Origin of the sequence: Paraburkholderia sp. C35 (genome assembly GCF_003121405.1) — a bacterium.
Lineage (GTDB): Bacteria > Pseudomonadota > Gammaproteobacteria > Burkholderiales > Burkholderiaceae > Paraburkholderia.
Window position 1 is genome coordinate 42,270 of record NZ_QBUY01000024.1, and the last position, 11,750, is coordinate 54,019.

The following is an 11,750-nucleotide window of genomic DNA, read 5'->3' on the forward strand; positions in this document are numbered from 1 at the left end:
ATATGTTCGGGCACGAGCAAATCGAACTGCTCTCGTTCACCCATGTGGCTATCCGCGCGCCGCGCGCCGACGTTATCGGCGAGGTCGTGATGGCGGAAAAGTGGCAAGAGTACATGCAGCGCTTGGCCCCGTCGATTCACGACGAATGCGACGAATACGGCTTCCGCTCGCTGATGGCCTCATTCCCGTTTCCGCTTACGCAACGTCTCGCGACCGTCGCGGCGTCGTTCATTCAGTGGCTTGGCACGAACTGCGGCCGGTGCTTCCTTGGCGACGCTGAAAAGGCGGCGAAGGCACTGGACAACCGGCACGACGCCTACGCGGCCGCCTGGGCACTCGAAAACGTGCGGCACCTTGGGATCAATGGCGGCGTGCGCACCATCGAGGCCGCGCTCGCACCTAAGGACCATTACCAATACGGCGCGTTGAAACGTCTGCCGGACCTCACCGAACAGGACTATGAGGCCGTCGAGCACGTTGTGCTCTGGCTTGGCATGAGGGAAGGCAAGGCGTTCATCGCGGAATGCGAGCGCGAGATTACCCAACGTCTCGACGCTCAACGGCATGCGCGCATCGCAGAGTGGCGCAAGCAAAACACCGTCGCCCACCTGCGCGAAAAGACGAAGCTGGTCAACAAACGGGATGAATGGCGATGAATTTCGACCTCAAAAAGCCGTGCGCGCAATGCCCGTTTCGCACTGACGTCGAGCCGTATCTGCGCACCGAACGCGTCGAAGAACTGTGCGATGCCATCGTGCGCCACGACAAGACGTTTCAGTGTCACAAGACGCTCACGCACGACGATGAAGGCCGCGCGCTGCCGACGGACAAGGATCAGCACTGTGCGGGCGCACTCATCATGCTCGAACACATGCGGCGGCCCAATCAGATGATGCGCATTGCGTACCGCCTTGGGTTTTACGACAAACGCAAGCTGGACATGAGCGCGCCGGTGTACATGCAGGCCCGCGACATGATCGACGCTCACGCGGCCCACAACGGAGACTGACCGCATGACAAACCGCACGCGCGACCTCGTACAGATGGCAAAGGCCGTCGGGCTGGACGTGATTAAGCATTACCAGAAAGACTCACGCATCTTTGTTGATACCCGCGCAGCGAACGGCGTCACGCGCGCTTTCAACATCACGAAGTCACCCAACGACATACGCGGCGACGTGAACGAGAGAGCGCGAATGAAGCGATTCGTAAATGAGAACCCGGCACCGACCGCGCCGACACCTGAAACCCCTAAACGCAAAACGCTCACCGTGAAGAAAGCAGACAGCACACCTATCTCGCCCGATGCAGCACCGGCACCCGCTGCCGCTCCCGTCTCGACGGCCGCGCAGGAACTGACGCAAAAAGAGTTTTACCGGCTCTGCTCTTTCGTTGAGCAAGGCGAAGGCCCGGCCCAGTATTCGAGCCTTGAAGCCTACGCGATGCGCGTTTCGGGCGTTATGGGGCAGACCGTCAGCGAGGACGCTATTCGCGAGGCAATGGACGTCACCGGAACCGCGACACCTGATCGCTGGTTGCCCACGCTCGACCCGTCGGCCGTGCTCATCAAGGAAATGCACGCATTGATCGAATCCCTTGGACACAAGCCGTCGGCCGACTTCAAACGCCTGTTTGCTAGCGTCGCTTAACCCTCTCACTCATCACCACACACACCATGACTCAACTTCGCATCAAGCGTCTGCACCCGGACGCACAAATCCCCCAGTTCGCCACGGCGGGCGCGGCCTGTATCGACCTGCACGCCATCGAGGCGGATTCGTTTAAGCCGCACCCGACGGACATGCACGCGTGCATTTTCCGCACCGGGCTCGCGGTCGAAATCCCGTCCGGCTATGTGCTCAAAATCTACTCGCGCAGCGGGCAGGGTTTCAAGGACGCGGTACGCCTCTCGAACTGTGTCGGCGTGATCGACAGCGACTATCGCGGCGAAATTATGGTGAGCCTGCGCGCCGACGGTGACGACAGCAAGGCTGTCTACAAGGTCCGCGACGGTGACCGCATCGCTCAGGCAATGCTGGAATATGCGCCGCCGTTCGAGATTATCGAAGTCGGCGAACTTTCGGAAACGGCGCGCGGCGCGGGCGGCTTTGGCTCGACCGGCAAGGGCGCAGTTCCCGAAAACGATGTTCTGGCCGGTGACGACTGCGCGGACATGCTGCGCGGTACGCCTTACGAGGCGAGCATGGAAGCGCTCGCGCTCGCTCAGAAGTGGGAGAAACGCGGCGTGATCGTGACTATCGGGCGCACGAAAGACCATGTGAACGGCGGTGATCGCCCGCATGCGCAGGCGTGCCCGAAGGGCTCGAAGTTTCACGCCGAGCTACCGCTGACGAAAAGCCCGGAGGCGTCTGATGGCGCATGGCCGACGGCCGCCGCTGTCCCGGCACAGACGGCCGTGCTTGACATGGTGCAGTACACCCGCGACGACGAGAGCATTCAAACCGCGCTGATGCTGGTCGGCGATATCAAAGAGGTGCCGCTCGACGTGATCGCAACGTGGACGCTTGAGCAGTGCATTCAGGTACACGACTGGGCGCTTGCCGTGCACATGCAGGCATCGGACAACGATGATGTTGTTGTGCCGCCGCGCCCGGCCGTGCTCGACGCCTACGAAATGACCGACGAAGAACGTTGCGACTCTTACAGGATCGTCTGACATGAGCGCGCCGGATATAAAGAAGCCCCTGCGCGCGTACACCGTCCACGACGGTGACGACGGCTATACCGTGGTGTTCGGGCGCACCAATGGGGCGGCGCGCGCCAGAGGCGCAAACGAACTCAATTGCGGGTTCGAGGACGTCGAGTATTGCTGGCGCGCGCCAGAGTTCGATGAGTACGCACCCGGCCCGGTGCCGTCGCAAGCGCAAATCGAGGCGGGCAACTGGCGATTCGAGTGCATGGAGTGCACAGACTGGGTCGATGATGAGACGCCTGAGCCCGTCTACCTTGGACAGTTCGTGTTCTGCTGCAAAGAGTGTCACGCGTACTACCAACGCGACAAGCGCGATCAGGCCGATTTCGAAGACATGGCCTGCGAGCTTCTGGCGGCCCGCTATCCGGGCGCGGTGTTGCACCACGTCGCTCGCGTCAAGAGCGATGAGCGCATGCCTATCGAGCTTCACTTCACGTTTCCGGGCGGCCAGTATTCGGTGCACTGGATCAGCGGCGAATCGACTGCCTCTGTCCATCCCGACGATGTTGACGCCTTTGTTTCCCTATACCGCAAGAGCAAACAATGAAAATCAAATTCTGCGACACCAATGCCAACGTTGCGAACGCGCTGCACACCATTTTCGCAGGCGTGCCCGATGTGACCGTGATGAACGGCAACATTCTGACGCTCACCGGCGATGCCATCGTGAGCCCGGCCAACAGTTTCGGCCGGATGGATGGCGGCATCGACGCGGCGTATGTCCGCCAGTTCGGTATCGAGATTCAGCGGCGCGTGCAGGCCGCTATCGGAACCTTCTATGACGATGGCCTGCCCGTCGGCGAGGCCATCACGGTAAAGACCGGCCATGCCAAAGTGCCGCTTCTGATCGCCGCACCGACCATGCGCGTACCTGGCATCGTTAGCGGCACGGATCACGCCTATCAGGCGATGCGCGCGGCACTCAGGCAGGCGCGGCAGCACAACGTCAAGACGCTGCTCTGTCCGGGCCTGTGCACGCTCACCGGCCGTATGGACCCGTATGAGGCGGCATCGCAGATGCACCGCGCCTATGTCGAGTTCAAGGCGAACGGGCATATCAACATCGAGGCGAAAGACCTCGCCGACTGGCTCACGAGCTTTCTGCAGAATCACGCGAATCTCACGCAACTGCCTGCACTCATCACCGCCGAGCGCGCCCTGAGCGTGGTGCCGCGTGAAAACCTCGAAAACGTCACGGCGATGATGCTCGAACAGATTCACCGCCGTCTGACGACTTTCGAGCGCGAACCGGCCGCGCGTGCGCTCGCGCTGATCGCCGACGCATTGGGTATGGGCTCGCTCACGCGCACGCCCGACAACGTCGCACAGGGCGTAATGATGGCGCGCGATCACGCCGAGCGCATGCTCACATACCTGCGTATGAGCATGGATCATTTCGGCATCGAGGCGGGCGACGAATGCGAACTGCCTGAGGCAATCCGCAAGCTGAAGTCGCTCGCGGGCAAAGGCGCACTAACGGCAGAGCATGACACGCTGGAAAACGCCGCGCGCTCGATCACCCGGCATTACAGCGAGCAGTGGGCAGCCGAATCGGACCCGGAAGGTAAGGGCGTTCGTGTCGGCACGCGTCACGAGGACGACTCGCTTAACGAGTTCATTCACGTCTACGTCTCGAATTACTCGATGGATGAGGCCGACGATTACGCGCTGGCGCAATACATCACGCTCGTGCGTCCGGCCAACATCGCCGCCATGTTCGATCTGATCCGCGAGCAGGCGAATACGATCAAGTTGCGCGATAAGGAACTGGAGATTTACAGGGCGGCGGCGAGCAGCGCAGCGGAAATGCTCGTGCCGGGCGGCGCGTTGCTCGAATCCGCCGCGATTTAATTCGCCCACACCCATAGACATGTCTATTGACAGCCTCAACCGTGACAACATACGATTGAGGCTCATTACACACAAACGGGGTTCCGAATGAGCGCAGGCGACGTGAGCGAAGTGCACAAGCTGCACAACGCATTCAGCATTGCAACAGGCCTCATCACGCTGATTCTCTGCGCGGCGGCTTGGTTCTATCCGATGTATCAGGACTACCGCCAGTGCCGCAAAGAGGGCCACACGTCGGCGTTCTGCTACTACCTCTTGCGCACGCCGCAATGAGCGAGCGGGTAGGGCACGCGTACATGGCGCGCGTGTTCCTCGCGCAGGCGAGGGCAAAGCGGCACCTGCCCGGCGCGCACGCGGTTCTGATGCAATGGGCGGCAAACAGGCGGCGACGCTACGCGGAAACACTACGCACGCCGCCCGTCATCACCGCGCCCGTACAGGGTGATTTGTTCGAAGGGCTTTTCTGATGGTCAGCGACAAAAGCATAGACCTGCGCATCAAGGCAGAGCGGATCATCCGCGCTGATCGGCTCGCGAACGGCCGCGACGTTTCGCACCTGCAGTTTGAGAGGCGATACACAGAAGCACTCATTGCGTATCGCGACGCGGTTATCCGCATCAACGAAGTGCTCACCAAACTCTTTCCATGAAAACTCAGCGACCACCACAAACCGATGAGGCAATCGCGGGGCTTGCAATCGCCGCGCTTCGTGAGCACGGCTCGATGCGGCTCAAGCCGCTTTGCGCCATCGTGCACGTACACCATAAGCGCTTAGGTCCGGTCCTCACTGCGCTCGCAATGAGCGGCCGTTTGCACCGCGTCGCCGACGGCCAACGCGAGGGCTCGACGGTCTACCTGTACGAGGCAATCTGCGAAGACGTCGCGCCGCCCGCCGCGCCCGCACGCGCACCGATTTCGTTTAACGCGGCGGCCACGCTGGCGGCATTTCAGGCCACAGCGCAGCGCTTCGCAATGGGTTTCGCACCGGCCGCCTGAGGCCAAAGGAGAATCAAATGGGCTGGAAACTGCTGAAAGAGACGTTCGCGATCACGCATCATATGAAGGTCGTAGGCGACAACGTATTGATCGGATCAAGCTATGTCGGCAATCTCGCAACGATCAATTCGAAAACGGGCGCGCTCACGGAAAACGAGACGTTCCCGCGCTTTCTGCGCGAGAACTATCCAGCACTGCTCAAAGCCGAGCCCGCTACGCTCGCGCACCTGATCGCGACGGCGGACACGTTTGAGGCCTCGATTCCCGTCTACACCTATGACGGCGGCGAAATCATTGAGCGCAAGTGTGAAGTGCCGGGATGGCCGAACGCCACGCACGACGGCGAAATGATGTACGAGAACACGCATTCGACCAAAAAGACAGAGGTTGTCGCGTGGGCGAAGCGCAACGCTCATCTGGCCGTCAGATTCACCAATGAGCACATTGAGCGGCTTGAGAAGGAACTTGCCGACGCGCGCGCGAGCCTTGCGCGCCATACAGCCGACGTCGAAAAGCTGGCGGCCGACTATCCCGACGTCGCAGCGGACACTGACTGATGAACATCATTCACGAGCACGACACCGGCAAGGGCTTCAAGATCCGGCGCGGCGGCGCGTATCGCGGCAGCACCGGCGAGGTGCGCTATGTCCATAGCATCCACAAGCCCGGCAGCGGGTACGGCGTGACGTGGGATAGCGTCTCGTATGAGGACTATTACAAACAGGGCAAGGGAGCCGTGTTCTACAGCGAGCGCGATGACCGGCCGCACGGCTACATGACAATGAAGGCGTTTAAGGACTGGGCTGTCCGCGACGTCACACCGGAGCATTTGAAGTGATCGTCTATCTCGCGAAACTGAAAACCCGCAAGGAAATGGAGCAGACCATACCGCGCGATGAGTGGGGTTGGTGGCACGACGTATGCCCCGGCGAAACGCTCATTCTGCGCGACGCAACGGAGGGCGATTTCAAGCGCGTCACCATGAATGAGAACACTTCGACCGACCCGACCGACTACCTGTGCGAGACGTGCGAGCGGCCCGCGCTCGTGAGTCGCAAGGCCGTCGAATGGCTCTCGATTATGGTGCCCGTCACGCACACCGGCGCAACGGTCACGCGCGACAACACGATGCTCACGAAGGCATACGCGCGCGAGGTTTCGGAACACGAGGCCCGCGAGCGCGCGAAAGCGGAGCTATAAAGCTATCTCCCACAACAGGAGATAATCATGTCCGCTGAATTTGACACCCGTCGTCAGCCCACGCCCGTATGTCCGACATGCGGCCACGCGCTCACAACCAATGAACTGTCCGGCATCTTGTCGGACCTCGAAGGCTCGCCGGTTGACCTCGTTCGCCTGGCACCCGATGAGAAGTTCGCACAGATTGCGTGCCCGGTTGCCGAGTGCTGTACGCCGTACTGGATCAGCGGCGGCTATGTGCCGCTGTATGCGACCGGGCTGACGCGCGACGACGTCTAACCTGCATTCCCTTTTCGCCCCATGACTCACTACCCGATGAACAACACGGCCGCGAACGCACTGCGCGCGGCATTCGAGCGCGCGTACGAGCACGGTGACATACCCTTGCTCATGCCGCACGAGCCCGCGCAGCCGTCGCTCGCGCGTGTCTCGCCGACCACGAACGAGAGGGCGGCGCGCGTTATCGAGCGCTGCCGGTTCCACATTACCGGGTACGTGCTCAGTGACACATGGGAATTGCGCAAGGCCATCGTTGAGGAAGGCGCGGTGCGCTGGCTTCCCAATCGCGAGGATTTCACGCGCGTAATGCAATGGCAGGACACGAAAGGCCCGAACACGCCGCCCGATGAGGCAATCGGCGATGAGCTTATCGGCACGGCCGCGCAGGCCGTCAGCGCGCCGCCGATGGTTATCGCCGCGCCCGCTGCGCCGTCGCGCCCGGTTCTCACCGCGCCGCCGTCCGCGCGCCTGCTCGAATCGACAGAGGAAGCGCTTGGCGTGCTCGCGGGCGAGCTTGGATGCGTTCGCAACGAGGATATCCCGCACAACGCGGGCTGGTTCGTGCCCGGCAAGGCCAAAGCCTACGCCAGCGCGCTCGATGCCATCAAAGGGCTGGTTTCGAGCCTGAAAGCGGGCGGAACGGTGTATGAGAAAAAGGCCGCCGCGCCAAAGGCTGATGTGCCGGGCGACGTCGCCCACACAGACGCGATGCTTGGACGCGTCGCGAGTGAAATCAGCCAGGTACGTTTCGACAATGAAAAGGCCGGGCTGACTGCGCCGGTCAAGAAAAAGAGCGCGCCCGTCGATGACAGACAGGACGCGCTTTTCTAGGCGGGATTGAGCGCGACGTTGATCGCGCCATACGCATACGACACGTTGAACGTGCCGGGCGCGGGAGTCTGCGCACCGGCCGCGACAGCCGCGTTAGAGAGCGCGCCGAACGACGATTCAGCATCGTAGTTCGAACCTTGGTTGTACTGTGACGTCGATGAGACGCCCATCGTATAACCGGCTGGCGGCGTGAACACATTCGACACGCTGCCCGAAAAACTCCCCCCTTGCCCCGCGATCAGCAGCAGATACAGCGCTTTCGGCAGCGTGATCGCAGGGAACACGCACGACGTCGCAGCCGTCGCCTTCTTCGTCACCGGAACGACGGAATTGATCGGGTCGGACTGGTTGACGCCGGACAGATTCAGAATGCCGATGTTGACGGATTTGACCGTCGCGCCGCTGAATGTGTACGACGCGGGCTCGCTCGCGGTCGCGATCTTGTAGAAGCCGCCGATAAAGCCGTTGTCGTTGTGCGTGGTGAAAATGAGCGACGTGTGCAGCGTCCACCCCGCGCACGCGAGCGAGAGCGGGCTTTTCGTGTCATCGCAGGTGAACAGCGCATAGAGCAGGTTGCCCGCGACGATGCCGGACGGTGCCGGAATCGTCGCGCTGCTTGTCTGCGAGCCGCCGTTAGACGAAGACACTACCTGAATGCCCGAGCCTGCGGGCGGCGCGCGATAGCGCGTTACTGCGGGAATCATCACAGCATGTCACCCATCAACACCCACGAATCAATTTCCTCTTGCACGAGCGCAATCGTTGAGAACTGCGCGCGCGTTTTGAGCGTGCTTGGCGTGCTGATCGTCACGCCGCTGCCCGCAACAATGGTTGTCTGCCCCGCGCCTTTCTGAACGACGTTGATAACCGCGCCTCTCGGAAATGCGACCGTCGCATTGGCGAGCACCGTGAGCGTGTTCGCTGCCGCGTTGTTCATTTTCACGAGGCCAGCGTAAGAGGGTGCCGGTGCGTGCACGAGCGCGAGCGATAGGGCAGTGCCGGTGTACTCCGTTGCCGTGAGCGGCGTTGCGCCCGCGCCCGGATCACCCGTCGCGCCCTTGTCGCCGGTTGCCCCTTTGTCGCCAGTGGCACCCTTATCGCCTGCGACGCCTTTGTCGCCAGTCAATCCCTTGGTGCCGGTGTCGCCCGTCGCGCCTTTATCGCCCGTTGCTCCCTTGTTGCCGTCCGGCCCCTGATTGCCTACCGGGCCTTGATTGCCGTCCACGCCCTGATCGCCCGTCGGGCCTTTATCGCCCGTCGGCCCCTTGTCCCCGGTCGGGCCTTTGTCGCCCGTCGGGCCGGGCTCAGTTCCGGCCGGACCCGGATCACCTTCCGGGCCTTGATCGCCAGTCGGCCCTTTGTCGCCAGGCAAACCCTGATCGCCGGGCGGGCCTTGATCGCCGTCCGGTCCCTTGTCGCCCGTCGGCCCCTTATCGCCCTGCGGGCCGGGCTCAGTGCCTGCCGGGCCTGCATCGCCTTGCGGACCTTTATCGCCCGTCGGACCTTTATCGCCCGTTGCACCCTTGTCACCGGGCGGACCCTGATCGCCGTCCGGCCCTGCGTCACCCTGCAAGCCCTTGTCGCCCGTCAGCCCCTTGTCGCCGGTCGCACCCTTGTCGCCGACGTCGCCTTGCGGCCCAGCATCGCCCTGAACGCCTTTATCACCCGTCGCGCCTTTGTCGCCGCTTGCGCCCTTATCGCCGGGCTCACCCTGCGGGCCTGCGTCGCCCTGCGCGCCCTTGTCGCCGGTCGGCCCCTTGTCTCCCGTTGCGCCTTTGTCGCCGGTGTCACCCTGCGCGCCAGCATCGCCCGGCAGACCCTTATCGCCCTGCAAGCCCTTGTCTCCCGTCGGACCCTTATCGCCGACGTCGCCTTGCACGCCCTGATCGCCCGGCAGACCCTTATCCCCCTGCAGGCCTTTGTCACCAGTCGGGCCTTTATCGCCGACGTCGCCGTCCGCGCCTTTGTCGCCCGGCAAGCCCTTGTCACCCTGCAGGCCTTTATCGCCGGTCGGGCCTTTGTCACCTACCGCACCCTCATCGCCGGTGTCGCCCTGAATGCCCTTATCGCCGGTCGCGCCCTTGTCGCCCGTCGGGCCCTTGTCGCCGTTGTCGCCGTCCGCTCCTTTATCGCCGGGCAGGCCTTTATCACCCTGCAGGCCTTTGTCGCCCTGAAAGCCTCGCATGCCTTGTGCACCACGCGGACCCGCATCGCCCTGGACGCCTTTGTCACCCGTCGCACCCTTATCGCCGGGCAAGCCTTTATCGCCCGTATCACCGTCCGGCCCCTGATCGCCAGTAACGCCCTTGTCGCCGGTCGGGCCTTTATCGCCGGTCGCGCCTTTGTCACCCGTCGGCCCTTTATCGCCGGGCGGCCCCTTGTCGCCCGTCTCGCCCTTGTCGCCATACAGACCACCGGGCGGCAACGTCTCGAACTGGGGTGCAGAGGGCTCGCCCTTGACGGTCACCGCGACGACTTTCGGCGAGCCGCCAAAGACTTTCACGCCATCAACGGTAATCGAGCCGCCGTTTTCGAGGTCATCAAACGTCAGACTCACGGCGTCACCTCGCGCAAGAGGGCGGGCGTGATGTTGTACTCACCGCGCGCCATAGCGAAAGGCACGTTCTGCGTATTCCAGATACGCCACTCCCACACGCCCGCCTTGTATTTTTTCGCGCACTCGATGACGGGCGCAATGGGAGCCGCGCCGTCTACGGGCGTCATTTTCCCGGTGTCGGTTTCATCGAAATGCAGGGTGATACGCCCGTTGAGAATCTCGATTTTCCCGTTCTCAGTCGAGAGGTCGAGCAGGGGCGTAGGGTCATCGGCGTCCGCGAAGAACTGCGCGCGCGACTTGCATCCGTCGAGCACGAACAGATTGCCGTCCTTGTCGCGCCAGTCGGACACGGTCAAGTCGCGCGGGATGCCCTGCTCGAAGTCGATATTGAAGATAGCTGCTGGCATGGTGTGCAAAGCCTTGGAAGGTGGGCGATGGCCTGCCTGTACGCCTCTGCACGGTTGCCCTCACATGGATCAACTACGGAGCATCGTTGCGAAGTGCCGTAGCCGAGCTTGGTGCGTGAGCGCAGGGAGACAGGCCATCGCGGAAACGTGCGGCGGGGCGGCGCGCTTGCGTGATAACCCGTTAGGACTACTTAAGGCATTTGACATAAACTAAATTATCAAACTCTCAAATGCGAGTCGGTGAGAGTGCGCGAATCCGAATCAATTCCCATTGATCCGCTCGACCGTCCCCACGTTCGAGCGGCTATGCCGCGCATGTCCTGCGTTTGTTCTGCGGCACTTCGCGCTGCGGTTGGTCCCCATAACTCGACGTCAATTGTCCGGCTCGATACGGCCTGATACGGCTTGGGTTTTCCTACGGCCCTAAAAACCGCTTGACACAACCAAACGTGACAACATACATTTGAGCCCTAGCAGCAATCTCGCTGCTTTGAACTAGATGAGGATTCCCATGCTTCTGCGCTCATTCAACTATCGCGACCACTCAATAATAATGACCGCGCTGCGTGTGCAGTTTGTGCGCAGCGCTTCCGCCCAGGCGTGCCGAGCGGCACTGTCTGAGATAAGACCTCTGTATCAGAGGCACCGCACACGTAAGTCTCCAGACATATAGATTGCGGGAAAGAAAATGAGGCCATCGGCCAGAGAATTAAACGAAGCGATTAACGCGTACTCGCGCGCAATCAGAGTCACCCCGCCGCTGATCCAACGCCTCACTGTCGCAGTTGCGCAGGATCTGGCTAACGAAATGGGCGGCGCGGTGCGCATCATCCTGCCGGGCGGCATCGTCATCGAGCGCGGCCCGCAGGACACCAACGTAAAAGACGCTCGCACGTTGTTGCGGGCATGAGGGAGC

19 protein-coding genes are annotated in these 11,750 nt (G+C 62.0%); 16 read left to right on the top strand and 3 right to left on the bottom strand.

From position 1 onward, the window contains the following. Nucleotides 1-2 precede the first annotated feature (2 nt). From DK391_RS16930 to DK391_RS17000, 15 genes are all read left to right on the top strand, one after another. Nucleotides 3-656, top strand: a complete 654-nt coding sequence (locus tag DK391_RS16930) for a hypothetical protein (protein ID WP_162600826.1) — start codon at nt 3-5, stop codon at nt 654-656. Continuing rightward, complete coding sequence (locus DK391_RS16935) at nt 653-1,009, top strand: DUF6283 family protein (RefSeq protein WP_109479206.1); 357 nt, start codon at nt 653-655, stop codon at nt 1,007-1,009. Before DK391_RS16930 ends, DK391_RS16935 begins: the two co-directional genes overlap by 4 nt. A 4-nt stretch (nt 1,010-1,013) precedes the next feature. Further along, nucleotides 1,014-1,649, top strand: coding sequence for a hypothetical protein (locus tag DK391_RS16940; protein WP_109479127.1), 636 nt, complete (start codon nt 1,014-1,016; stop codon nt 1,647-1,649). A gap of 26 nt (nt 1,650-1,675) precedes the next feature. Further along, nucleotides 1,676-2,677, top strand: coding sequence for a dUTP diphosphatase (gene dut / locus DK391_RS45295; protein ID WP_239482857.1), 1,002 nt, complete (start codon nt 1,676-1,678; stop codon nt 2,675-2,677). Nucleotide 2,678: 1 nt separating this feature from the next. Continuing rightward, on the top strand, nt 2,679-3,260 hold the full coding sequence (locus tag DK391_RS16955; RefSeq protein ID WP_109479128.1) for a hypothetical protein: 582 nt from the start codon (nt 2,679-2,681) through the stop codon (nt 3,258-3,260). Then, nucleotides 3,257-4,564 (top strand): macro domain-containing protein, encoded by a 1,308-nt coding sequence (locus tag DK391_RS16960; RefSeq protein WP_109479129.1) that lies wholly within the window; start codon nt 3,257-3,259, stop codon nt 4,562-4,564. The genes DK391_RS16955 and DK391_RS16960 overlap by 4 nt, the downstream gene beginning before the upstream one ends. Before the next feature lie 87 nt (nt 4,565-4,651). After that, entirely contained in the window at nt 4,652-4,837 is a 186-nt protein-coding gene (locus DK391_RS16965; protein WP_109479130.1) for a hypothetical protein, read from the top strand. A 23-nt stretch (nt 4,838-4,860) separates the two neighbouring features. Continuing rightward, entirely contained in the window at nt 4,861-5,031 is a 171-nt protein-coding gene (locus DK391_RS44300; protein WP_162600827.1) for a hypothetical protein, read from the top strand. Further along, nucleotides 5,031-5,213 carry a hypothetical protein gene (locus DK391_RS16970; protein WP_109479131.1) on the top strand — a complete coding sequence of 61 codons (183 nt, stop codon included), beginning with the start codon at nt 5,031-5,033 and terminating at the stop codon, nt 5,211-5,213. The genes DK391_RS44300 and DK391_RS16970 overlap by 1 nt, the downstream gene beginning before the upstream one ends. Continuing rightward, on the top strand, nt 5,210-5,560 hold the full coding sequence (locus DK391_RS44305; protein ID WP_162600828.1) for a hypothetical protein: 351 nt from the start codon (nt 5,210-5,212) through the stop codon (nt 5,558-5,560). Before DK391_RS16970 ends, DK391_RS44305 begins: the two co-directional genes overlap by 4 nt. 17 nt (nt 5,561-5,577) lie before the next feature. After that, entirely contained in the window at nt 5,578-6,117 is a 540-nt protein-coding gene (locus DK391_RS16980; RefSeq protein WP_109479133.1) for a hypothetical protein, read from the top strand. Further along, nucleotides 6,117-6,398, top strand: coding sequence for a hypothetical protein (locus tag DK391_RS16985; protein ID WP_109479134.1), 282 nt, complete (start codon nt 6,117-6,119; stop codon nt 6,396-6,398). Before DK391_RS16980 ends, DK391_RS16985 begins: the two co-directional genes overlap by 1 nt. Then, nucleotides 6,395-6,760, top strand: a complete 366-nt coding sequence (locus DK391_RS16990; RefSeq protein ID WP_109479135.1) for a hypothetical protein — start codon at nt 6,395-6,397, stop codon at nt 6,758-6,760. The genes DK391_RS16985 and DK391_RS16990 overlap by 4 nt, the downstream gene beginning before the upstream one ends. A gap of 27 nt (nt 6,761-6,787) precedes the next feature. Beyond that, nucleotides 6,788-7,039 (top strand): hypothetical protein, encoded by a 252-nt coding sequence (locus tag DK391_RS16995; protein ID WP_109479136.1) that lies wholly within the window; start codon nt 6,788-6,790, stop codon nt 7,037-7,039. 36 nt (nt 7,040-7,075) lie between these two features. Then, nucleotides 7,076-7,870 carry a hypothetical protein gene (locus DK391_RS17000; protein ID WP_204117378.1) on the top strand — a complete coding sequence of 265 codons (795 nt, stop codon included), beginning with the start codon at nt 7,076-7,078 and terminating at the stop codon, nt 7,868-7,870. Here DK391_RS17000 and DK391_RS17005 read toward each other — a convergent pair. From DK391_RS17005 to DK391_RS17015, 3 genes are read right to left on the bottom strand one after another with little or no spacing between them, the layout of a single operon-like run. Next, nucleotides 7,867-8,574 (bottom strand): hypothetical protein, encoded by a 708-nt coding sequence (locus DK391_RS17005; RefSeq protein WP_109479137.1) that lies wholly within the window; start codon nt 8,572-8,574, stop codon nt 7,867-7,869. The genes DK391_RS17000 and DK391_RS17005 overlap by 4 nt on opposite strands. Further along, on the bottom strand, nt 8,574-10,427 hold the full coding sequence (locus DK391_RS17010; RefSeq protein WP_109479138.1) for a hypothetical protein: 1,854 nt from the start codon (nt 10,425-10,427) through the stop codon (nt 8,574-8,576). The genes DK391_RS17005 and DK391_RS17010 overlap by 1 nt, the downstream gene beginning before the upstream one ends. Next, entirely contained in the window at nt 10,424-10,834 is a 411-nt protein-coding gene (locus tag DK391_RS17015; RefSeq protein ID WP_109479139.1) for a hypothetical protein, read from the bottom strand. The genes DK391_RS17010 and DK391_RS17015 overlap by 4 nt, the downstream gene beginning before the upstream one ends. A gap of 688 nt (nt 10,835-11,522) precedes the next feature. On the opposite strand from DK391_RS17015, the gene DK391_RS44310 reads away from it, so the two are divergent. Then, the gene (locus tag DK391_RS44310; protein WP_162600829.1) at nt 11,523-11,744 is read left to right on the top strand and encodes a hypothetical protein; all 222 of its coding nucleotides are present in this window, start codon (nt 11,523-11,525) and stop codon (nt 11,742-11,744) included. The last annotated feature ends 6 nt before the right edge of the window (nt 11,745-11,750 follow it).